At 52.7% G+C, this 22,934-nt stretch carries 20 protein-coding genes; 7 read left to right on the top strand and 13 right to left on the bottom strand.

Going from position 1 to position 22,934, the window contains the following annotated elements; genetic code table 11:
• Positions 1–18 precede the first annotated feature (18 nt).
• Together H6F94_RS23265 and H6F94_RS23270 are read left to right on the top strand one after the other, a co-directional pair.
• Positions 19–576, top strand: a complete 558-nt coding sequence (locus tag H6F94_RS23265; protein WP_190804599.1) for a DNA-3-methyladenine glycosylase — start codon at positions 19–21, stop codon at positions 574–576.
• A gap of 357 nt (positions 577–933) precedes the next feature.
• Entirely contained in the window at positions 934–1,749 is an 816-nt protein-coding gene (locus H6F94_RS23270) for a sensor histidine kinase (RefSeq protein WP_190804600.1), read from the top strand.
• 16 nt (positions 1,750–1,765) lie between these two features.
• Here H6F94_RS23270 and H6F94_RS23275 read toward each other — a convergent pair whose 3' ends face one another.
• From H6F94_RS23275 to H6F94_RS23295, 5 genes are all read right to left on the bottom strand, one after another.
• Positions 1,766–2,089, bottom strand: a complete 324-nt coding sequence (locus H6F94_RS23275) for a TMEM14 family protein (RefSeq protein ID WP_190804601.1) — start codon at positions 2,087–2,089, stop codon at positions 1,766–1,768.
• On the bottom strand, positions 2,086–3,816 hold the full coding sequence (locus tag H6F94_RS23280) for a coiled-coil domain-containing protein (RefSeq protein ID WP_190804602.1): 1,731 nt from the start codon (positions 3,814–3,816) through the stop codon (positions 2,086–2,088). The genes H6F94_RS23275 and H6F94_RS23280 overlap by 4 nt, the downstream gene beginning before the upstream one ends.
• Positions 3,809–4,600 carry a ParA family protein gene (locus H6F94_RS23285; RefSeq protein WP_190804603.1) on the bottom strand — a complete coding sequence of 264 codons (792 nt, stop codon included), beginning with the start codon at positions 4,598–4,600 and terminating at the stop codon, positions 3,809–3,811. Before H6F94_RS23285 ends, H6F94_RS23280 begins: the two co-directional genes overlap by 8 nt.
• Before the next feature lie 97 nt (positions 4,601–4,697).
• Positions 4,698–5,015 carry a DUF5340 domain-containing protein gene (locus H6F94_RS23290; protein WP_190804604.1) on the bottom strand — a complete coding sequence of 106 codons (318 nt, stop codon included), beginning with the start codon at positions 5,013–5,015 and terminating at the stop codon, positions 4,698–4,700.
• A gap of 427 nt (positions 5,016–5,442) precedes the next feature.
• Positions 5,443–5,706: a hypothetical protein gene (locus H6F94_RS23295; RefSeq protein WP_190804605.1), complete on the bottom strand. Its 264-nt coding sequence runs from the start codon at positions 5,704–5,706 to the stop codon at positions 5,443–5,445.
• A gap of 274 nt (positions 5,707–5,980) precedes the next feature.
• Here H6F94_RS23295 and H6F94_RS23300 point away from each other — a divergent pair, with 274 nt between their 5' ends.
• Both H6F94_RS23300 and H6F94_RS23305 read left to right on the top strand, forming a co-directional pair.
• Positions 5,981–6,346, top strand: coding sequence for a hypothetical protein (locus H6F94_RS23300; protein ID WP_190804606.1), 366 nt, complete (start codon positions 5,981–5,983; stop codon positions 6,344–6,346).
• Between the two features lie 114 nt (positions 6,347–6,460).
• Complete coding sequence (locus tag H6F94_RS23305) at positions 6,461–6,961, top strand: 3'-5' exonuclease (protein ID WP_190804607.1); 501 nt, start codon at positions 6,461–6,463, stop codon at positions 6,959–6,961.
• 33 nt (positions 6,962–6,994) lie between these two features.
• Here the strand turns inward: H6F94_RS23305 and H6F94_RS23310 are convergent, their stop codons facing one another.
• A complete protein-coding gene (locus H6F94_RS23310) occupies positions 6,995–7,402 on the bottom strand; it encodes a carboxymuconolactone decarboxylase family protein (protein ID WP_190804608.1) in 408 nt (135 codons plus the stop codon).
• 16 nt (positions 7,403–7,418) lie between these two features.
• Entirely contained in the window at positions 7,419–7,811 is a 393-nt protein-coding gene (locus H6F94_RS23315) for a MerR family transcriptional regulator (protein ID WP_190804609.1), read from the bottom strand.
• A gap of 254 nt (positions 7,812–8,065) precedes the next feature.
• Here H6F94_RS23315 and pcrA point away from each other — a divergent pair, with 254 nt between their 5' ends.
• Entirely contained in the window at positions 8,066–10,420 is a 2,355-nt protein-coding gene (pcrA, locus tag H6F94_RS23320; protein WP_190804610.1) for a DNA helicase PcrA, read from the top strand.
• A 113-nt stretch (positions 10,421–10,533) separates the two neighbouring features.
• Here pcrA and H6F94_RS23325 read toward each other — a convergent pair whose 3' ends face one another.
• Entirely contained in the window at positions 10,534–11,475 is a 942-nt protein-coding gene (locus tag H6F94_RS23325; RefSeq protein WP_190804611.1) for a pentapeptide repeat-containing protein, read from the bottom strand.
• A 140-nt stretch (positions 11,476–11,615) separates the two neighbouring features.
• The gene (locus H6F94_RS23330; RefSeq protein WP_190804612.1) at positions 11,616–13,829 is read right to left on the bottom strand and encodes an AAA family ATPase; all 2,214 of its coding nucleotides are present in this window, start codon (positions 13,827–13,829) and stop codon (positions 11,616–11,618) included.
• Between the two features lie 137 nt (positions 13,830–13,966).
• Between H6F94_RS23330 and H6F94_RS23335 the strand changes: the two genes are divergently transcribed.
• On the top strand, positions 13,967–14,437 hold the full coding sequence (locus H6F94_RS23335) for a 2TM domain-containing protein (protein WP_190804613.1): 471 nt from the start codon (positions 13,967–13,969) through the stop codon (positions 14,435–14,437).
• A gap of 228 nt (positions 14,438–14,665) precedes the next feature.
• Positions 14,666–15,646 carry an L-lactate dehydrogenase gene (locus H6F94_RS23340; RefSeq protein ID WP_190804614.1) on the top strand — a complete coding sequence of 327 codons (981 nt, stop codon included), beginning with the start codon at positions 14,666–14,668 and terminating at the stop codon, positions 15,644–15,646.
• A 198-nt stretch (positions 15,647–15,844) separates the two neighbouring features.
• Here the strand turns inward: H6F94_RS23340 and H6F94_RS23345 are convergent, their stop codons facing one another.
• From H6F94_RS23345 to H6F94_RS23360, 4 genes are all read right to left on the bottom strand, one after another.
• The gene (locus tag H6F94_RS23345) at positions 15,845–16,963 is read right to left on the bottom strand and encodes a site-2 protease family protein (protein ID WP_190804615.1); all 1,119 of its coding nucleotides are present in this window, start codon (positions 16,961–16,963) and stop codon (positions 15,845–15,847) included.
• Positions 16,964–17,295: 332 nt separating this feature from the next.
• Positions 17,296–18,318, bottom strand: coding sequence for an oxygen-dependent coproporphyrinogen oxidase (hemF, locus tag H6F94_RS23350; RefSeq protein ID WP_190804616.1), 1,023 nt, complete (start codon positions 18,316–18,318; stop codon positions 17,296–17,298).
• Positions 18,319–18,474: 156 nt separating this feature from the next.
• A complete protein-coding gene (locus H6F94_RS23355) occupies positions 18,475–20,328 on the bottom strand; it encodes a chloride channel protein (RefSeq protein WP_190804617.1) in 1,854 nt (617 codons plus the stop codon).
• Positions 20,329–20,596: 268 nt separating this feature from the next.
• Positions 20,597–22,933: a ribonuclease R family protein gene (locus tag H6F94_RS23360; protein ID WP_242041345.1), complete on the bottom strand. Its 2,337-nt coding sequence runs from the start codon at positions 22,931–22,933 to the stop codon at positions 20,597–20,599.
• Between the last annotated feature and the right edge of the window lies 1 nt (position 22,934).

The following is a 22,934-nucleotide window of genomic DNA, read 5'->3' on the forward strand; positions in this document are numbered from 1 at the left end:
TGTTTTGAGCGTTTCTGAATGAGTGCTTCCGCCCAGATTATAGAAGCTGCTTGGCTATCGCGCCCATCCCCCGAGGTTGCCCCTGACCTATTAGGTTGCTGGGTGGTTCGGCAATTGCCCAACGGTCAGCTGGTTAGAGGTCTGATTGTGGAAACGGAAGCCTATGCGCCAGATGACCCTGCCTGCCATGCCTACCGACGCAAGACCCAGCGCAATGCAGTCATGTTCGGCCCGCCAGGTTTTGCCTACATCTACCGCATTTACGGCATCTACCATTGTTTCAACGTGGTGACTGATGTTGATGGCCGTGCCAGTGCAGTGCTGATTCGCGCCCTAGCCCTACCAGGCCAGCCTATGCGCGCAGCCGCAGGGCCCGGCAAGCTCTGTCTAGCCTTGGAGTTAGAGACGAGTTTGAGTGGTATCCCCCTAACTGCGGCTTCAGAGCTCTGGTTGGAACACCGTCTGGAAACCGAGGCGCTAGACCTGATACAAACCACAAGAATCGGTTTGAGCCAGGGAGTTGAAATACCGTGGCGTTGGTACATCAAAGCTCATCCTGCTGTTTCAAAGTTCTAGGCTTACCAAGCAAACTAAACCCTGGAGGTTCCGGCCTAAAGCCCAATCGATAGGGTGATATTGCTGAACTTTAAGAAAACCTATAAGTAGCCTTTAAAAGTTCTATAACAGAACTATAAAGTAAGGGGGGAGACAATTGGATTAGCAAGCTTCAACTCCTGTCGCCAGGGGCCGCTTGACCTTTGCCAAATTGAACCTGATAGAGTTCCAACAGCCAAAGGTATTCTCAATTGTCAGTCTTTGGATGCTTGTTCAAATCGGCTGCTTGACCAGGCTTTTTTCGAGTAGTCAAGAACCTTAACATAGTCGAGTTATACATCTCACGCGAATATACTTTCGCTAGGCTTTTGGCAAATCATGGATGGAAACAGTTGTGATCCTAGCAGTGTTCGCAGCGTTGCAGATACGAATTCTTCTCGACAAGCAGCCAACTTAGAGCAGGAATGGCTGAAGTTAGCTGTTGCCAAAGAGCAGTTTTTGAGCAATTTGAGCCATGAACTGCGCACGCCGCTCACCAGCGTTTTGGGGCTATCAAAACTCTTATTAGAAGGGGTTGCAGGACCACTTGGAGACAAGCAGAACCAATACGTCGGCATTATTCAAGAGCAGGGCATGAAAATGCTGACAGTGATCAATAACCTGCTAGATTTAGCCGCTTTGGAAGCAGGCGAAATTGCGGTTAAACCCTGTCGCGTTTCTCTATCCTCTCTCTGCCAGAGCAGCCTATACACGGTGCAATCCTGGGCAGAATGCCAAAATATTGCCTTGTCTTGTCAATGCAAACTCGAAGACGATTATTTGAGCACTGATCCAGCTCGATTGGGGCAAATTCTTAATCAACTACTGACCAATGCCTTGAAATTTACGCCGATGGGTGGGGCGATAACCCTAGAGCTAAAACACACTTCAGCGGATGAAATCACAATCAGCGTCATCGACACAGGTATTGGCATTCCACCTGAACAAATTCAAACTTTGTTCCGGGGTTTTCATCAAGTAGAACCTAGCTTGACCAGACGAACTGGTGGTTTAGGTATCGGTCTAGCCCTAAGTGCCCGCTTGGCCCAACTTCTGGGCGGTCACATTACAGTTGAGTCAGAGCTAGGCCGTGGTAGCAAATTCGCATTGCATCTGCCTGCGCCAGGCACCAGAGCTGCTGGCAAATCTCGTTAGTTTAGAACCAGTTAGTCTAGAAAAGGCCAGCCCGATCTAGCCCCAGCAGAATAGCGCTCAATAAACCCAGGCCAGCCATCAGTCCAGCAGGCATGAACTTACGCGTTTTCTGAAGTCGAAGTGCGAAGAATACCGCCAGGAACAACATCACGACAAGAGCGCCCCAAAAGGCTAGTTCCGAGGCAGCGGCTTGCATCAGCCAGGCAGCCAGTAGCAACAGTCCGCCGCTGATACTCCCTGCAATTAAAGAGGCTCGGCTAGCACTCTTGCGATAGCCCACGATACCGCCTACGAGTGACAGTAGGCCGTAAATAGCTGCAACCCAACTAGAAATGATCATCGGCGGCGAGTTAAGAAAGCAGGCAGATCAACTTTGACGGGAGACGCTGCCGAGGGTTGAGCAGGAGCAGGCGTGGGCGCAGGCGTCTCTGCCTTATCTGGAACGGGCTTATCCGGAGCGGGTTTATCTGGTTTATCTTTAGTGGCAGCTGGTCGTGAAGCCTCCTCTCGCTGGGGAAGCTCGACCAAATTCATGCCTGTGGCTGTCAAGACGACTTCAAGCTGACGGTTGAGGCGATCCTCTAGCACACGCTCTAGGGCCGTTTTCAACTGCAGCCCATGGCGTTGACTAACTAGAGAGCGATCCTTCCAGTGTTGGACTGCGGCGACCTGTTCACTGGCCTGCTGCGCTTGCATCAAAACTTGCTCCTGCAACTCAGCCACCTGTTTTTCCAGGGCTTCTGTCCGTTGGCGGCTGGTGCCATGCTCCACCTCCAGTTCCCGCAGCGAATGTTGCAGGCGGGCTTGCAGTAGCAGTTGACGAGCGTGTTGCACTTCGAGCTCATCCCGACGGATCCGGGTTTGGTGCAGCTGAGCCTCGAGTTCTACTTGCGCCTTACGACTCTGATCAGTCTGGTTCTGAGCAGCTAGCAAAGCGGCTTGGAGTTCCTGCTGCTGCTCTTGCCACTGCTCAAATTCGCTGAGGCGGGCTTCTAAAGTTCGGTTATGAGCTCGGACCTCGGTTAGGGTCTTCTCCAAAGCCCGGATCTGTTCGCCCTGCTGCTCACTCAGAAGTTGAGCTTCGGTGAGGAGGGCATTCAAGGTAGCCTGTTCGCCACTGTTGGCCTGGTGCTGAGCTTCCAGCTCTGTCTGCAGCGCCTGATTGTGCTGGCTTTGAAGGTCAAGTGCTTGTTGCAGTTCGGTCAACTGCTGAGCCTGCTGATGATTAAGGGTCTGCTGGTCTTTGAGCTGATTGCAGAGGGCTTGCAGTTGGGCTTCTAGTTGAGCAGTGTGATGGACAGAGCGCTCTGCGGATTCCTGTGCTTGGTGAAGTGTACCTCTGGCTTCTGTAAGTTCAGCCTCCAAAGCAGCAATCGTGCGTTGATGGCGGTTCGTAAACTCCTGGGCTTCGCTCAGCAACTCTTCTAGAGCACGGGACTGCTCCTGGGCTCGGCTGTGCTGCTCCGCCAGTTGGCTCTCCAGTTGCGTGATTTTGCTGCGCTGAATCCGATTGGTCTCCTGAGTTTCAGCGGTCTGATGATCCAAAGCTTGCTGTTGGCGCACCAGTTGTACCTTCAGCTCCGCAATCGCCTGCTGCTGAATATGCGCAATTTCTTGGGTCGCCGCTAGGTGGGTTTCTAAAGCATGCTGGTCGCCAATTTGTAGCTTCAGCTCGGCCACAGAAGCCTGTGACTGATCGAGAGCCTGCTCCAATTGTCGAATGCGCTCCTCGCGGTCACGAGTTAGGGTCTGAAGCCGCTCCAGCTCTGAAGCTAGTGCCTGCCTCTCCTGCTGAGCCTGTTGTTCAACCTGTTGCAAGACTTGGAGCACTCGCTGTTGCACAGCCGTTTCGAAATCAACTGCTGTAAAGTCTTCTGGAGCAGGAGGCTCCTCAAACGTCAGCGCAGCTTCTACAGCTTCGAGGCTGGTATCAGGTGAAGCGGGTTCTGGAGGAGAGAGCGGCTGAGCAGGATTGGCTCGGCTGGTCTTACCCAGCAGCTTTTTCTTCTGTAAAGGTTGGCCATCACTGGCAGAGAATAGGCTACGGGCGAGGTTGCGTTCAGACACCGAAGACCTCCAATTGGACCAATTCCTCAAGCCGACGGGTCGCTTCTGACTCGGGCTTATGTTCGAGTATCGTTAGTCCCCGATCAAATGCCGTGCGAATGTCAGCACTATCGGGCACAGTCACTGGGCATAGGATATCGCCAAACATTTCACGAGCGTGCTGGTAGAGCTGTCCTGTGTGGGAGGCGGCCCAGATTCCCCCGGGTAGATAGCGGTCGTCGAGCATGTTCACCACAACTCGAAATTTCCGGGGACCGATGTAGCTTTCCGCTTCCTGTATAAACCGGATTGTAGTCTCAGTGCACTGAAAATCAGTGCGGTTCAGGCGGGTTGGTAGCAGAACTTTATCAGCAGGAACAAGGGCATTAGCAGTCAGCTCGTTCAGGTCACCGGGGCTATCGATAAAGATGTAGTCGTAGTGTTCTGAGACCCGCTCGATTTGCTTCTTGAGCACCATTTCCTTGCCCATCTGGATCGATGCCAGTTGGGTAACGGCTTCTGCCATAGAAACGTGAGAAGGGACGATATCCAGTCCCTTCTGACTCTCGAAGATTACGTCCTCAATATTGCGTTCAGGGCGTTTCTTGAGAAACGTCAGTACGGTGTCGTTCTCGTCTAGAGCTTCCAGGTTGCCCAGGAACAGGCTACTCGCAGTCGTTTGCGAAGTCATATCGATCACTAGCACTCGCACGCCTCGACAGGCTACTAAGTGAGCAGTGCTACAGCAAATGGTGGACTTACCTGTACCACCCTTATTATTCGTAAACGCGATGACCTTTGCCATGCGCTGAGTACCCTAGCTCCGGATCTCTGACTTTTAAAAGCCACCCTGCTTACACCAGCAACGGTATCACAATCACTTTAAGGTTCGGAATTTTTCTCTATATGGAACCCGGCATTTCTGGTGAGGCAACGGTCTCTGTTAAGCCATTAACTGGTGAGATGCCCTCCTTTAGAGAACCGTTAACGCCTATTGCCCCGTTTAAGGACCAGCGATAATCCAGCTCTAGCCCACGTTGCTGGCAGTTGGCTTCAATCTGTTTCTGCTGCGCCGCTGCCTTGCGCAGAGTGATGATCAGTTGCTGAACTTGCTCTCTAAGGGAAGCATCGTCGCGCGCAGCGGCGGGCAAAGTTTGACGTTCTAGGAGACGCAGCAGCAGCTCGTAGTGAACGTGCGAGGGAATAGGAATAGATTGCATTCAGGATCCAAACAGGGACTCAAACGAGACGGGGTGTGACTAGGTCAGCCACCGGCAAGCGAATGCAGCCTGCTGTGGAAACGAATGGTTGGGGTAAGGGATATCCTATCAGTCCTAATCAAGGCAGCATGAAATCTCGCTTAAATATGTCATTCAGAACCCCATGCAGAGGATGCAGCTAGATTCTGCACTCGAGGCAACAAACACAGGATGAACGGGAGCGTCAAGCAGATTGGGTTACTGATTAGTTGCTGGTTAACGACTTCGGAGGCTAGCCAATCAAAAACCCCATCGCAGTAGATGGGGTTTCGTAGGTCTCAAGGACAACCTTCAATATTCAGGTTGAGCCGTGGCAGGTGTCCAAGTCCCAGCTCAAGAGCTAGGCTAATGGCGGACCATACAAGCCCAGACCTGCCAGAGGCGGCTCTTAGGCTTGCTGAATCAGACCCGTGTAGTAACCATTAGCTTCGGGGCTAGCGGAAGCAGCAAGGATGTGGTCGACAACCTGGCCGGGCACAGCTGCTTGCAAATTGCGAACCCCGTACTGAGCATCAGAAGGACCAATCACACTCGCCGAAGCGGTGAGCATGTGGTTCCGGGATTGGGCAGGAATGTTGGCAGCTTGAGCAACGGAAGCTAAACCAAGCGTGAAGAGAGCAACCAGAGGGGCGTTTTTAAGAGAGCTTTTCATTACCTTGATCTCAGACTGTTTGAATTTAAACCTTCGATGTCTTTAATGTAGACTCAGACAGTTTGAGTGTCAACAGTCCAAAGAAGATGGATTAAGATGTCCTGACATTCCCCCTTGCAAGCTAGAGCAGCCCAGGCGACAGGGCTGAGCTAGACGCAGGATAAGTGCCTCAGATTTGTTTAGTTAATCCAGGTCAAAGCGAGAGTGTGGAGTAGAGGGCAAGACTGGCTTATGCTCTGGGAGATCAGACCAAACTGGGTGGCTCCTAAAAGTCATGATTAAGCCGAGAATCCAGCGTCGGTTGCCCGAATGTGCCCTCTGCCTATTCAACACAGGCAACCCCTTTCTGTTCTGCTCTGTTCACCCGCAAGGGCTGACGGAGAACACTTGCCTTGACTTTCGCCCAGATCCCGGCCTACCTGTTGAACCCGGGAGTGGAAAATTTGAAGAGGAGCAAGACGAGGGGGAGTTGATGGGCTGCGAAGACCACTGGGCTCAGGTCCAGAAGCTAGAGCGGCTGAACAGTCATCCAATGTTTACGGGGCAATGTCCAGACTGCGGCTATGAGTTCTCACCTGTCATGCATCCCGATGTGTACTGGGACTGTTTGGAATGTGGTTGGGCAGACCAGACGGAGTAAGTCTGGCCGGTAGTCACTATGACGGTATAAGACTAGGCATAAGCTTCAAGTCTCAGTGAGTCTAGGGGGTTAGAAGCCAAAGTCCAATTAGTAGAACCAGTACATGAACTAAGTATGACTAAATTCCTTGCTTTAGATTTTGAGACTGCGGATAACGGAGCAGATAGTGCCTGTGCCATTGGGCTGGTTCGGGTCGAGCAAAATAAAATTGTGCAAAGGAGTTACTTCCTAATCCGTCCGCCAAGGGACAGTTTTTTGTTTACGCACATTCATGGCATCACCTGGGAGGATGTTGCCTTAGCAGCTGACTTTAGCCAAGTATGGCCTCAGTTTAGCCACCTATTTGAGGACATTGACTTTATAGCAGCTCACAATGCCTCTTTTGATAAAAGAGTGCTCTATGCCTGCTGTGATGCTCATAACATCGCTAGACCAGAGCACAATTTTATCTGCACAGTGCAACTGGCACGCCGAGCCTTTAGGATTTATCCTACTAAATTACCTGATGTTTGCAGGCACTTAGAGATCAACTTGGAGCATCACCAAGCACTCTCTGATGCCGAAGCCTGTGCTCGCATTGTTATAGCCGCTAATCACCATGCCAAAAAGATTTAGAAGTAGAGTTTTGGGCAGTCTCTATTTCAGCCTTCATTGAGAGTTCTGTGTAACCTCTTGCACAATATCTTGCAAAATATGCAGAGCATTAATTGCAGTTGGAAAGCCAGCATAGGGAACAGTCTGAAGAATGATTTCCTCAATTTCTTCGGGGGCCAAGCCGACATGGAGCCCTGCACCAATATGAACCCGCAATTGAGGCTCGCGTCCGCCCATCGCTGTCAGCATGGCAATGGTGGCAATCTCACGCTCACGTAGGTTCAAGCCCTCTCGGTTATAGATATCACCAAAGGCGAATTCCACGATATATCGACCTAAATCACCCAAGCGCGACACAACTTCCTCTCCGATCTTGCCATCGACTTCGGCAAGCTTCTTCAATCCACGCTCGTATCGGGTTTGAGTTTGAGCGTTAACCGGAGTTTGATTAGGCTGGGTCATGTTTTTACTTCTATTGCTAGTTTGTCTCTATTGCTTCGTAGTGCCGAATCTTCGATTCAATCACTAACAAATTACGGCTGAGTTCTTCTAACTGCGTTTTAACTTGTTGTTGGTGTACCTCAAGCAGTTGCCGCCGTTCATGCACCGTTTTGCTGCCCTGGCGTCTCAGTTCTGCAAACTGCTGCATTTGCCGAATGGGCATTCCGGTAGCCCGTAGCCGAGTTAGAAATTCAAGCCAAGCAATATCACTTTGGGCGTAACGGCGATGGCCACTGCTTGCACGGCTTACGGGATCTAGCAAGCCCACTCGCTCGTAGTAGCGCAGCGTATGCACACTCAGTTGTGTGAGCGCCGCAACTTGTCGAATTGTGAGTTGATTTGTGAATTGAATTGTGGGTTGGTTTTCCATAAAGCTTCGGTACACAAATTAGTGTGCAACTTCGAGCGCACTCGAAGTCAAGGCCCTCGATCTCGTCTCAACGCTTAAATCTCCTAGTAATGTTCTGATCGGAAGCCCCCGACCGGACCTCAAAAAGGGCCTTAAAAGCAGTACATTCCCTACTGCCCGAGGCTTGAGAGCACTACTCTGGCCCCTGAAGATAAGGTGTACGATGGTCAGCACATGCTGCTTGCAGCCTGATTCTCCGACTCTATCCCCTTGCAATGACCCAGGTAACTCCTGCCTTTTTGAGTACGCTAAACCCATCTCAGCGGCAAGCCGTAGAGCACTACGCTGGGCCTCTGCTGGTGGTGGCAGGGGCTGGCTCAGGCAAAACGCGAGCGCTGACCTATCGCATTTTCAGCCTGATTGAGACGCACCGGGTCAGTCCTGAGAATATTCTGGCGGTGACCTTCACCAACAAAGCAGCACGGGAGATGAAGGAGCGCATCGAACGGCTGTTTGCGGAAGAGCATGCCAAAGAGCGCTTCGGCAAACCTCTCTCTGATTTGCAGCCCTACGAGCAGACCCGCATCCGCTCGCAAATTTATCAGCGTCTGATCAAGCCTTTGTGGATTGGCACTTTTCACAGCTTGTGCGCTCGGATTTTGCGCTTTGATATTGAGAAGTTTACGGACTATAAAGGCCGCAAGTGGGACCGTAGCTTTTCTATCTTTGATGAATCAGATGTGCAAAGTCTGGTCAAAGATATTGTGATCACGCAGCTCAATCTTGATGAGCGCAAGTTCAATCCTCGCTCGGTTCGCTACGCAATTAGTAGCGCGAAGAACCAGGGTTGGTCACCGCAAGATCTAGAGGTTCAAGAGCCCGGTTACAAGAGCCGCGTCATTGCTGAAGTTTATGAAAAATATCAGGACGCGCTATCTGCCAACAACGCCCTTGATTTTGACGATTTGATTGGCATTCCAGTACAGCTCCTGAAGCAGAATGAGCAGGTACTGGCCTATTGGCACAGCCGTTTTCGCCATATTTTGGTGGATGAATATCAGGATACCAATCGCACCCAGTATGATCTGATCCGCTTGTTGGCAACGAATGACGCAGAGCCGCAGGATATGGATTGGGAGCATCGCTCGATTTTCGTAGTGGGCGATGATTTCCAGTCAATTTATCGTTTCCGAGGGGCTGACTTCACGATTATTCTGGAGTTTCAAGATTCCTTTGGCGATGGCCTTGTGGATACCACAACACGCACAATGGTCAAGCTGGAGGAGAACTATCGCTCCACAGCTAATATTCTCAGTGCAGCCAATTGCCTGATTGAGAATAACACCGAAAAAATTGACAAGATCCTGCGGGCAACCCGCGAACCAGGTGAGCTGATTTATAGTCATCGAGCTGACAATGAGCAGGATGAAGCCCAATTTGTCATCGACGAAATTCGTAAGCTAGAGCGTCAACAGCCAGACTGGAATTGGGGCAGTTTTGCAATTTTGTTCCGCACCAATGCTCAGTCGCGCCCCTTTGAGGACGTGATGCTACGTTGGGGCATCCCCTATACAGTTGTGGGGGGGCTACGCTTCTACGACCGCAAGGAAATTAAAGATATCCTGGCCTATCTAAGGGCCATCGTGAACCCGGCTGACACAGTCAGTTTGCAGCGGGTGATTAACACTCCTCGCCGTGGCATTGGCAAGACCACTATTGATCGGCTCAAAGTCGCTGCCGAAGAATTAAACGTGCCGTTGTGGGAGATTCTCAGCGATGAGACTTCGGTGCAAACTTTGGCTGGGCGCTCTGCTAAACCCGTGGTTGCCTTTGCTCAACTGCTCAGTCGTTGGCAGGAGCAGCTAGACACAGCCAGCCCCAGTCAGATTGTGCAAGGCATTCTGGACGAGACAGGCTATGTCCGCGACTTGCATACCGAAGGCACGGACGAAGCCCTAGACCGCATTCAAAACCTCAACGAACTGTACAACGCCGTTCAGCAATTTGAGGAGGAAAATGAGGGCGAAGCGACCTTGCGAGAATTTCTAGCTAATGCTTCTCTGGCCTCTGATTTAGACGACCAGAAGGAAAACACTGACCGAGTCACGCTGATGACGCTGCATGCAGCCAAAGGCTTGGAGTTTCCGGTGGTGTTTCTAGTGGGACTAGAGGAAGGCTTGTTTCCCCACGGGCGTTCCCTGGATGACCCAGCAGCGTTGGAGGAAGAGCGTCGTCTCTGCTACGTCGGCATCACCCGTGCCCGCGAACGTCTCTACTTGAGCCATGCCCGCGAACGTCGCCTCTATGGCTCTCGCGAAGCAGCGGTTAAATCTCGTTTTCTAGAGGAATTGCCCGGCGAGTTGCTGACTGGCCCTTCTATTCAGTTCACAACTTCCTCTGGCTCGAAGGGCAACTTGCAAAGTGCAATTAGGGCGAAATCAGGGCCAATGAGCGGCACAATTGGCAACTGGTCAGTAGGGGACAAACTGATGCATCAAGCCTTTGGCGCGGGTGAGGTGACCCGCATCTTTGGGGCTGGGGACAAAATTTGTTTAGCTGTTAAGTTTCCAGGTCTCGGTCAAAAGATTATTGACCCCAAAATTACTGCCTTGCAGCGGGTCGAATCTTAGCTGGGACCTAGGGCCTGACCCAAAAAGACCTCGAATTAGCAACAAGTCTAAGCATCCAGGTTCCCCAGGATTCACCATAGGATTGTGTCCTCTACGCAGGCTTGCGTCTCCAGCTAGCTTTTGGAACTAGATGAGCCGCCACCCCTGGAGAGGTAATCGAGCGTTTCCCGGGTGGTGCGTTGCGCCCAAGGTGGGGTGCCACTGGCCAACAGGCGCAGATAAGACCGAGTCATCTCCGGGAGGGTGACATTGCTAAATTCTGCACCATCAATTTTCGCTCCCAGCAAATTAGCCTCGCTCAAATCCGAGCCGCTTAAATCTGCTTTGCTCAAATTAGTCCAGTTCAGCTCTGCTTTGTTTAGAAGGGCACCGCTTAAATTAGCACCGCTCAAGTTAGCTCCCGTTAAATTCACGCCGCGTAATTGCGCAGCACTTAAGTTAGTGGCCTCTAAATTGGTCTCTTCGAGATTAGCGCCACTTAACTTGGCTTCACTGAGATCTACACCGGCTAAATCTAGCCCTTTTAAATCAACTCCATTCAGAAATGCGCCCTGCAACTTGACGCCATTTAGAAATGCGTCTTGTAGGGTTGCACCGCTCAATCTTGCGCCTTGCAAATTGGCCCAATTTAGATTGGCACCCTGAAGATTAGCCCCGCGAAAATTGCTCTCTTGGAGTCTAGCGCCACACAAATTAGCACGCTGGAGATTGGCACCGCGCAGATTTGCGTGTTTGAGATTACTGCCACTCAACTTTGCACGGGTCAATTCAGTTTTGACGAGAAAGGCGCCTTGAAGGTTCACCTTGGTCAAATCAGCGCCAGCCAGAGTTCCTTCACTTAACTTGACAAAACTTAAGTTCGCTCTGTTGAGAAACGCCCCACTAAAGTCAGACTTAGTTAAGAAAGCTCGACTAAGATTAACCCCAATCAAGTTAGCGTCTGTGAGCTTAACGGCGATCAAAGCTTTGCCGCTGAGATCGGCGCCCTGTAAATCGACTCCAGTGAAGTCCCTCTGCCCCATGTCATAACGCTTCAGCAGCTCACTGACTTCCATGTTGACCCAGCTCCAGTATCGCTATTTAAGCCGACTGAATGCTTCTAACATACCCAAATGCTGTTACAACCAACAACCCAATTAGATTAGATAACATCTGAAGATTCTTAAAGCAAAAAAATAATTCACTGAGTAACTTTTCAGTAAATAACCTGAACAAAGACAGTGATACTTTTCCAAAGAACAGTCTGATTGCGTAAACGGGTTGTAAACAAGTCACGAATTAAGCTGATCTCAGCTTGGCTTAAGCAACGAGCTAACCGCTCGGCATAGCTAGGCTGCGGCCCTGAAGTGGCAAACCAACGCTCAAGCAGTGCCGGAGTGACCCGTAGTTCTGTACTAAAGGGCTCGACCTGCGTTGTGACTGATGCCCCCAGCCCCGCGAAAATTGTGCTCAGATCTTCAGCATCCCAGTTCACCATCGGGTCTGAGGTATCGGTGTAGATGGCTTCTTCGGCGACCAGCCAGCGCTCATACAGCTCAGGGTCAAGCCAGACTGGATCAAGCAGTTGGTAGAGCCGTTGCGTACGGCGAGCGACCGTTTCTGCCAGAACCAGCCGTCCTCCAGGCTGTAGCCAAGCCTGAAGCTGCTGAGCGGCCTTCTGCTTATCAGGCTCCCGCATCAGGGCATTGCGCCCGATGATCCGGTCAAATCGCAGGTCAGGGGACTGGGCCGTCAAGGTCTGGGTCAAGTCAGCCAAGCTAGAGGACAGCACGATTGGGCGGCTCAGTTCTGGCAGAGCCGCTGCCTGTTCCTGTAGAGCCTGCGCATCGGTAGCGGTATAGGCACAGGCATAAACTCCGCCCTCCGGCACGCTGCGCAATGCCTCCCAGGTCAGCAAACCACTGCCTGCATTCAAATCCAGGATGACCTGATGGCGTTGAGGCTCAGCAAGCATAAACAGGCGGTCCCGGACCTGACCGAGTTGCTGACCGAACTGGCTTAAGGTTCTCTGGAGCCAGCGTTCTTGAGCTGCATCTGCTGGGCCATAGGTTAAGCCCTCTAAGCTTGGACCTGAACGCTCGACTAGAGCGGCTAGCTGGGCTTCCCGTTGACGTGCCACCTGGGTCTGAACCGCGGCTTCGAAGCCCTGATCGGAGGGCTGGTAGAAGACTTGACCTTGCAGCGAAGTCGGCAAATACTGCTGAGCCACCCAATGTTCTCGATAGCTGTGGGGATACAGGTAGCCTGTGCCATGCCCAAAGCCCTGTTGGTCACGATTGCCGTCTTTTAGGTGATTGGGCACGTCTGTCTCCCGCTCGCGCTCCACAGCAGCCAGGGCATCGAAAAAGCCCATGACGCTATTAGATTTTGGGGCATTTGCCAGGTAGAGAGCGGCTTGAGCCAGGGGGTAGCGTCCCTCTGGCAGTCCGACCCGGTCAAAGGCTTGGGCACAAGCATTGACCACACCAATGGCCTGGGGATCGGCCAGACCAATATCTTCACTGGTCAGAATCAGCATGCGGCGAAAGATAAAGCGCGGATCTTCCCCGGCATAGACCATGCGAGCTAGCCAATAGAGGGCTGCATCGGGATCGGAGCCGCGCAGACTTTTGATAAAAGCGCTAATCGTATCGAAGTGAGCATCGCCTTCTTTGTCATAAAGAACAGCACGATGCTGGATCGATTCCTCTGCCACCTCCAGACTGATTTGAGTCGTGCCAGTGGCATCGGGCGGCGTAGTTTCAACGGCTAGTTCAAGGGCGTTAAGCAGAGCGCGAGCGTCGCCATTGGCGATGTTAACCAAGTGTTCAACTGCCTCTGGCGCAACCAGAATCGAGCGCTGGCCATAACCCCGCGATGGGTCAGTTAAGGCCTGCTGCACAATACCGCGCAGATCCTCTGCTTCTAAGGGCCTGAGTTGAAATAGCCGTGATCGGCTGACTAAGGCTTTGTTGACCTCAAAGTAGGGGTTCTCGGTGGTAGCGCCGATCAGAATCACGGTCCCATTTTCCACCCAGGGCAATAGAGCATCTTGTTGCGCTTTGTTAAAACGATGCACCTCATCGACGAACAGGATGGTGCGCTGACCGTAAAGGCCACGCTTTTCCTGGGCTGTTTCAATGGCGGCGCGAATTTCTTTCACCCCAGAAAGAACCGCATTAATCGCGATGAAATGGGCTTGGGTGGTGTTAGCAATAATGCGCGCCAGGGTCGTTTTGCCCGTCCCAGGCGGACCATAGAAAATCAAGGACGAGAGCTGATCGGCTTGGATGGCACGGCGCAGCAAGCGCCCAGGCCCAATCAGTGCGGCTTGTCCCACAAACTCATCCAGGGTACGAGGGCGCATACGGGCAGCCAAGGGCGCTTCCGTCTCGGTTAATTGCTGGCGATGCTGCTCAAATAGGTCCATGCTGGAGTCCCTCTGCGGTCTCACCCACGCTTTAGTCTCTCAGTGTTAGGGTAAATGTAGAGCCTCAGGTCGAACCCCTAACCGCAGCTATCCTGCCACTATTCGGTGTTATGCAAATGGTTAATCAAACTACTAAGATGACCGATTCTTATAGCCAAGAAGACGTCCAGCAGATTCTCCATTTGGCCATCCGACGGCAGGTCCAAGATGGCGATGAACTCTCTCACGAACAGCTAGTCGAGATTGCCTCAGAGATGGGGATTTCGTCTCAGGATCTCAGAGCTGCCGAGCAGGAGTGGGTAGGCCAACGGCAAGCTTTGCAGCAACAGCAGACTTTTAATAACTACCGTCGCTACCAGCTGCGAGAGAACGTGGTGAAATTTGGCATTATTAATACTTTTTTAGTGTCATTGAACATAGTCATGACCGGAGAGCCGTCCTGGTCTCTGATGATCGTTCTAGTTTGGGGTTTAGGGCTAGCCTTAAATACCTGGAAGACCTATCAAACCGAGGGCGAGGAGTACGAAAAGTCCTTCCAGCGGTGGCGACGCAAGCATCAGTTCAAGCAAACGCTGAACACTGTGCTCGATCGCTTGCTCAAGGCTTAGCGAACAAAGACTTAGCGAACAAAGACTTAGCTAAAGGCTCAGTTAAGGGTTGGCAGAGCGATTAGACCAGTCCTGAGCTGAGAACTTCTTACCAAAGCTTCTTGACTACTAGGACTTACTGGCGAAGACTGCCAAGACTGATGGCTTAACACAACCAGCAGAACCGCTCGGCTTGCCTTTTCAGCCTTCATCTTTATCATTGGGGGTGTCGCGTTTGGCGGTGCCCCTATGTCTTCAAAATTGTCTCCAGAACTGTCTCCAGCACTCAACACATTAGACAAAATTGCTGTCATTGGTTGCGGGCAGGTTGGCGTCACCTTTGCCTATGCCTTGCTAATTGATGGCCTTGCTGAAGAAATTGTGCTGAGCGATGTGAATGCAGCCAAAGCTGAGGGTGAAGCGATGGACCTTCAGAACGCTGTGCCCTTTGGACGCCCGGCACAGGTGCGCTCAGGCAGTATTGCCGATTGCGCGGGTGCACAAGTCGTAGTGGTCACTGCAGGAGCAGCCCAAAAACCGGGGGAAACTCGGCTGGATCTCATTGCGAAGAACGCTCGCATTTTCAGCGAGCTGATCCCAGAAATTGCTCGTCATTGTCCAGACACAATTCTGCTGATTGTGAGCAATCCGGTAGACGCACTCACCTACCTAGCTTGGCAATATTCTGGTTTTCCGCCGGAGCGAGTGATTGGCTCTGGTACCGTGCTTGACAGCGGACGGCTACGGGATCTGCTGGCTCAGCGTTGTCAAGTAGACCCACGCAATATCCACGCTTACATCATTGGCGAACATGGTGATACTGAATTACCAGCTTGGAGCATTGCCAATATCGCCGGTATTCCCCTTGCTGAATTCGCCCAGCAGCGGCAGTTGAATCTGTCTCTAGATGAAATTTATAACCAGGTCAAAAACGCAGGCTACGAAATAATTCAACGCAAGGGTTACACGAACTTTGCAGTGGGTCTAGCCCTGGTGAAAATCGTTGAATCAATTGTGCGTAACGAAAACTCAGTGCTCACAGTTTCAAGCTTGTTACAAGGTCAAATGGGCTTGCAGGATGTTTGCCTGAGCCTACCAACCATCGTTAGTCGTAGAGGCGTTGAGTGTGTCTTGCAACCCAATCTCAGTGAGGCTGAGCAAAGTGCTCTACAAACCTCGGCTCAAACTTTGCAGGAGGCCATTCGCTCAGTGATGGCTCCTGCCTCCTGAATGTATTTGAAGGGAGTCTCTTTAGGAATGAAGCTAGCGAAGGAGGTTAAGACCGAAAAACGGATTCCTGGCTTTGCTGTCAATCTCCTGAGGAAGAGCTGCCTAACACCAAAGGGCAGCCTCAACCGAAGCTGCCCTTTCTCACCCTGATTGCTCAAGGCTAATTTCTAAAGACCCAAGGCTTTAAAATGTCGGAAATCAAGCAGGACGCACCGCTGGGCCGCTCTGCATGAGGCGAAGAATAGAAGCCTTCTCCAGTAACCCCACCAATACACCATTGGCACCCACAACAAACAGTTGGCTGAGTTTGCGCTGCTCTAGCAACTTAACCACATCCAGCAACGGTTGGTCAGCCTGAACGGTAGCGCTTGATTCTACAGGTTTGGCCACGTCACCCACTTGCGTCTCTGACCAGTAGGCCGTTGGCACAGAACGCAAATCTTCGAGGTCAATCTTGCCGAGCAGCTGTCCTGCAGCATCTACAACCAGATGTCCACTACAGGGTTTCATGATTTGCTCGTCAGCAAATTGCCTCAGAGACATGGCAGCCGAAACAATGGGTCTCTCAGGACTGACGGCATCAGCTGCGGTGAACTGGCTCAGCTTCGATTCCACTTTGGCAGATTGCGCAATCTGCCCCGCATTTTGCAGCAGGAACCAACCGATCAGCAGGTTCCAAAAATTGCCTAAACTGCCGAACAATACTAAGGGCAGCAATCCAGAAGCAATCGCTAGCCAACCTAAAACTTGACCGGCACGGCTGGCGAACGCGACACCTTTGTAGCGGTTGCCTGTCAGCTTCCAGACCAGTGCTTTTAGGATGTTGCCGCCATCTAGAGGCAGACCTGGAATCAGGTTAAACAGGGCCAGAGCCAGGTTTACTGAAGCCAGCAAGCCTACGATTGCAGCAAATGCTCCCGAATTAGCAGTGGCTATGCCAAGCAGAGTGAGCGCACCGAATAGCAATAGACTCACCAGGGGTCCGGCAATCGCCACCCAGAAGGCTTCGGCTGGAGTTTTCGATTCTTGCTCTAGACGAGCCACTCCCCCAAACAGAAATAGCGTGATCGACTTGACATCAATGCCCTGCCGTAGAGCCACTAGGCTATGCCCTAACTCATGGGCAACCACAGAGGTAAACAACAGCAGTGCTGCGAACAGCCCTACTAGCCAGGGAAATGGCGCAACTAGTCCTGGAAACTGAGCAGCCAGCCCACTGCCATAGCTCCAAGTCACTAGCCCCAGAACCAAGAACCAGGACGAATGAATATAAAAGGGAATTCCAAACAAACTGCCGACGCGAAATGTGCCATTCATAGCGGCAACCTCATGATCTGACCCCCCTCATGCTCTGAATCTGAGGTCTGAAGGGTTCAGCCGTTCTCATATCCCTATCGTAAAGAAATGTAAAAGCAGAAAGATGGCTCAGTATGGAGCGAAAGCCGTCCTTTTCTGGCCGGTTTTGGGTCGGTAGCAGTCTGGTATGGAAAATATTGATAGGGGAATACAGGGCTAAATACTGGACCAGCCCACTCTCACCTTCAAAGGGCTGCCTCAAAAGGCGAGAGTGGGCTGGTTCTAGGTATTCAAGTCAAGATCCCGTCAAGCGGGCGTCAGCTCATAACCAAAAAGAGCGATAAGAGCTAACCTCACTGCTGAGTTTGCAGCCAGTTTTGGGGCTTGAGGAATTGCTCGTAGAGTTCTGCTTCCGGGCTGCCTGCTTCCGGGTGGAAATCGTACTCCCAGCGCACCAGAGGAGGCAGGGACATCAGAATCGATTCGGTCCGGCCCTTAGTTTGCAAACCGAAGATCGTGCCACGGTCGTAAACCAAGTTGAACTCTACATAGCGACCTCGACGATAGAGCTGAAACTGACGCTGCCGATCGCTGTATTCAGTGTTGCGTCGCCGCTCCACAATAGGCAGGTAGGCATCTAAAAAGGCATTGCCACAGCCCTGTACCAACGCAAACAGGTCTTCCCAAGAGCGACGAGGTGGCTCACCCAACCTTGCGCTGATTAGCGCGGCTGGTCCATCAGGATCAGGCCCACGATACAGCTCGCCCTCACCATCCTGGTAGTCAAAGAAGATGCCACCTACGCCCCGCGTTTCATTACGATGAGCCAGGAAGAAATATTCATCGCACCAGTTCTTGAACACTGGGTAGTAGGACGGATGGTGAGTGTCGCAGGCGGTTTTAAAGGTGCGATGGAAGTGCTCTGCATCTTCCCGAAAGCCGTAGTAGGGCGTCAGGTCAGCACCACCACCAAACCACCACACAGGTCCCGCCTCAAAGTAGCGATAGTTGAGGTGAACGGTAGGAATATAAGGGCTGCGAGGATGTATCACCAACGAAGTGCCAGTCGCATAGAAGCCGTGGCCTTTCGCTTCTGGGCGCTGCTGCAAAATCGATGGCGGTAAGCCCTTGCCAAACACCTCCGAAAAATTCACCCCGGCTCGCTCGAATAGCGCCCCTTCAGTTAGCACCCGGGAGCGACCGCCGCCGCCTTCTTCCCGCACCCAAGAATCTTCTCGGAAGCCTGCACCGCCATCGACAGTGGCAAGGGCTTCACAAATGCTGTCTTGGAGACTGCGCATGAACTGGCTGACCCGCACCTGCCGGGTGCTGACTTTTGCGGGAGCCGCAAGCTGCTGAGTGTCAATCGCTGTCATATCAAAAGGGTTTTAGGTCTACAGGCGGCGTTACTCGTCAGACCGCATAAGCCTTAGCCTACTTTAAGGGAAGGTCTCTTTAGCCATCGCAGTGCTACAAGTTCTTAAGGACTGTTACAGGCTTCGCAACATGCCAAGGGGTCACGTTAGACCAGCTCAAGTCAGGCTAACCGACTGTTGCACCGAGGTTTCCGAAGCAGCGACGGCGGTGGAAGCAGCGGTTGAACCAGCCACAGGAATCAGGGGCGTGGGCACAGACTCAGGCACAGTTTCAAGCACAGACTCAGGCAGAGTAACCGGTATACGCCGCATCAAAGCCAGACGGGTGAGCGCCAAACTTTGCGTCAGCAGAATATCTTCCCGGCTCAACAGCCCTACCACTTGGCTCGGCTCCTCACGGCTGACCACAGGCAATTGGTGTAAGCCCCGTGAACCCATGCGCTTAAGAGCCACACTCAGAGATTCATCGGGAAAAACGCTCAGCACATCCGCTGTGCAGATATCTTTCACCTTCAGCATGTGCCAATCAGCAAGGCTCAAGGCTCGTTCCACATCCTGCAAGGTCACAATACCGGCAAGGTGCTCGTCGTTGCCCTGCACCAACAAGCTGCGATAGCGCAGATGAGTCATCAGCTCAGCGGCCTCGGCCAAGGCTGCAGTACCAGGTAGCGCAGGAGGCAGAGGCCCCATTGCAGCCTCGACAACGTAATCTGCTAGTGGGTCTGCGGCTGGTGGCTCGTCAGTAGGGGCGGCTGCAGCTTGAACTGGCAGGCGAGGCTTAAAGCGGTCGGTCAGCCAGACGCTGAGGCCGACTGCTGCCATCAGAGGCAGCACAATCCGGTAGTCCTGAGTCAGCTCAAATAGCAACAACACTGCCGTTAAGGGTGCTCGCACACTGGCTCCCAGCACCGCAGCCATACCGACCATTGCGTAAGCGGGAGGTGCAGCTAGAGGAATGCTGAGCGGCAGCGTAATCGCCAGAATCTGAGCGTAAGCACTGCCTAGGACAGCACCTAGAAACAGCGAGGGAGCGTAGATACCCCCCACAAAGCCGGTTCCTAAGCTCACCGCCGAAAGCATCAGTTTTGCGATCAAGAGGGCACCCAGAGCAGTCAGAGGCAAGGGCACATCTTGCAGCAGCGCTTCGATGGTCTCATAACCAATGCCCAAGGTTTGGGGCAGAACCAGAGTCACAACCCCCAAAATGCTGCCCCCAATGACCAGGCGCACTGGCAAGGGCAGCCGAGAGAAGCGCTCTAGCTTAGCAATCTCCCCCTTGGCTACACGCCTGCTCCAACTCACTAAGCAGGTATAAGCCACAGCGACCCCGCTTGCCAGCACGCCCAAGCCCAGGTATAGAGGCAGTTCCCAAAGGCTGCGCACCTCGTAAGCAGGCAGGGTAAAAGCAGGCTGGGAACCTAGCCCAACTTGCGCCACCAAGGCTGACACAACCGCCGCTAACACAACCACACTGGCGGCTGAAGTTGTAAACGGGGCTCTCAAGACAACTTCTAGCGCCAGAAACACACCGGCAATCGGGGCATTAAAGCCAGCAGCTAAAGCAGCAGCAGACCCCGCTCCCAACAGGACTTGAACGCGTTCCTGCGAAAACTTGAGACCCTGACCAAACAAAGCTCCTACACTGGCACCCAATTCCACACTGGGTCCTTCTGGCCCTAGCGAGGCTCCTGAGCCTAAAGAAACCGCAGCTGCGGCCAGCTTCAGTGGAATCTGCAATAGGTTGTTCGCGCGTCGATGTAAAGTCAATAGACCAGCCACTAGCAAGGCCCCAGTTACAGGCACCAAGGCTAGGGTCCAGCTGCCTAGAGGTCCAATCAGACCCATCAAGTCTTCGAGGAGCAGCCGGTGAGAGGTTTCGATCAGCCAGTGGAATGCCACTACAGCAACACCGCAGGTCAACCCCAGCATTACTGCCAGGATGAGGAGTACAGTCTCAGCCGAGGGCTGGAGCCGGTTGAGTAGGGCAACGAGTCGCGGAGAAGTACGCATCGCCGGGCCATGCAGTCATATAGAAATTAGTAGATAGTCAGAACTAACAGCTACCCGAAGCCGCCGGTCTAGCCAGCTGCAGTGAGTATCCACTTCTCTAAGTCATCGGCGCAGCAACAAGGAGGCAGTTGCCCTGCCGACTTCTTAGAATCTCGTTGTAAAGAAGTTCAACTATGTTTATCTTGCGGCACATAATACTTGACCGCAAGGGCTAGAAGCGTGAATCTGGCTAATTTTTTTGAGGGTTTGCTACGCCCTCAAACCAGGGTCACTCTTCTTCGCTAGTTGCCCGTTGCGTGGTGTCGGTTGGCGCTTCCTCATTGTCATCGTCTGCCGCCTGAGAGCCACCGCCAACGGCCACCAAGTCAATCTGCTGACGGTAGTAATCTACGTTCTTAACCTGGACCTCAACCCGATCGCCCAAACGATACTGCTTGCGGTTCTTGCGCCCTACTAGAGTTTGATGGCGGGAGCGATATTCATACCAGTCATCTTTAAGGGAGCTGACATGGACTAAGCCTTCTACCAGTAGGTCCTCGATCTCCACGAAGAAGCCGTAAGACTGAACCCCTGTAATTAAGCCTCGGAAGATCTCACCCGTACGCGCCCGCATAAACTCGGCCTTGCGCAACGCTTCAAGGTCTTGCTCAGCCTTCTGTGCCAACCGTTCGCGCTCATTGAGATGGGTGACGATTGCTTCCAGGTCGGTTTCAATTTCCTTCTGGATATCAGGAGGCAGAACGTTCCAGTTTACGTCGCTGTCCAGAACACTGCTGTGGCGCAGCTTCACCCGTTCTTTGACACGGGTGGAACGACGGTCGCGCCCCTCATCAAACAACGCCTGCAATACCCGCTGAACTACCAAATCAGCGTAGCGTCGTAGGGGTGAAGTGAAGTGACTGTAGCCTTCACTCAGGGCCAGACCAAAGTGAGTACCAGGTTCAGTGCTGTAGGCGGGAGGTTTGAGGGTTCCCAGCAGCAAATAGGTCAGCACGGTCTGAACATCCGAGTCAGCAAACTTGTGGATGAAGGCCTGGTAGTCGCGGCTGGTTACGACATCTTCCTGTTCCAGGCTAAGTTCCAAGCCCATATTGGTCAGCAGCTTGAGCAACTCTTGGGCACTGCTGAGATCCGAGGCTGGGTGAATACGATAGATGCCTGGCAAATCTAGAGCTTGCAGATGCTCGGCCACCGTCTCGTTAGCGAGGAGCATAAACTCCTTGACGATCGACTGGGCACGCAGCGAGGGGGAAACGACAAGGGCGCCAAGTTCCCCTTCGTCATTGTAGTGGAACTTGGCATCGGGCAGACTGAGTTCTAGGGCACCTCGCTCTTGGCGGTTGGCCTTTAGGAGCAAGCTCAAGCGCAGCATGGCATCGAGCAGCTCGAATGCTGGAGCAAATGCCTGCACAGACTCGTCCGTACGATCCTCTAAGATCTGCTGGACTTGCTGATCAGTCAGACTCAGATCAACCGTGATTATTGAAGGCTGCAGTTCGTATTCCAGAACCTCACCCGCAGCATCTAGGGTCAAGAGCACCGAGATCGCCAGACGGTTCTCTCCAGGCAGCAGGGAACACAGATGGTGGGAAAGGGCCTCAGGCAGCAGGGGCAGAACTGTTTCACCGAGAAAGACCGAGGTGGCCCGTCTACGAGCTTCGAGATCAAGGGTTGAATTGAGCGGCACATAGTAGGCAACATCAGCAATGTGCACGCCCAAGCGCCACTTGCCATCCTCTAGCACTTCCAGAGAGATCGCATCCTCAAAAGCTTTGGCATCAGGACGAGCAATGGTGAGCGTGAACAGCTTACGCAAGTCCACTCGACCCTTGAGATCTGCCTTGTACGGCTGATCAGGTAAGTCAGCTGCGGCCTCCAAGACGGTTTCTGAGAACTCCCGAGGCAGCTCATACTTACAGCAAACCAGCTCAATGTCTGGGGCCACCTGGGGATCCCGCCCCAACACGCGCGCGATGCGTCCTACGGGTAAGTAAGCCCCTAGGGGATAGCGCATCACTTCGATGTGCACGAGCTGGTCACTGTTATCGGCTAAGCCTTCAGGCAGCGGCGTGCCTTCATCGAGTAGCTCAATCTCACACGGCAGTCGGTCATCGAGCGGAATCGCTCGGTAACCCTGGTCGGTCTTCTTAACCCGAGCAAGCAGGCTAGAGTTTGCTCGCTCCAGAATCAGACGCACCTCCCCTTCCGGGCTACGACGCCCCTTGCCTTCCTTCGTGACCCGTACTAACACCCGGTCACCGTTCCAAGCGTTGCTTAGGTGGCTTTCGCGCACGTAAACATCTTCAACTTCCTCGCCGTCTTGAATCGCGAAGCAGAATCCTTTGCTAGAGCAACGTAGCCGCCCTTCAATTACATCGTCATCGGTTACGCGGCGATAGCGGCCTTTCTCTTTTTCAAGAATGCCAACTTTCTCTAGCGTGTCTAGAACGATTTGAAGTTTGCGAATACTACTTTGATCCTCGCCAAATCGCTTCTCCAGAACTTTGGGTGCTACCAGCTTGCTGTCAGAGAAGCTTTCTAGCAGTTCGGAAATCGAGAAGTCCATGAAGCGTTCTTCGGTTGAGTAAGGTCTGGTGTCAATCAAG

It is taken from the genome of Leptolyngbya sp. FACHB-261 (genome assembly GCF_014696065.1).
GTDB lineage: Bacteria > Cyanobacteriota > Cyanobacteriia > FACHB-261 > FACHB-261 > FACHB-261.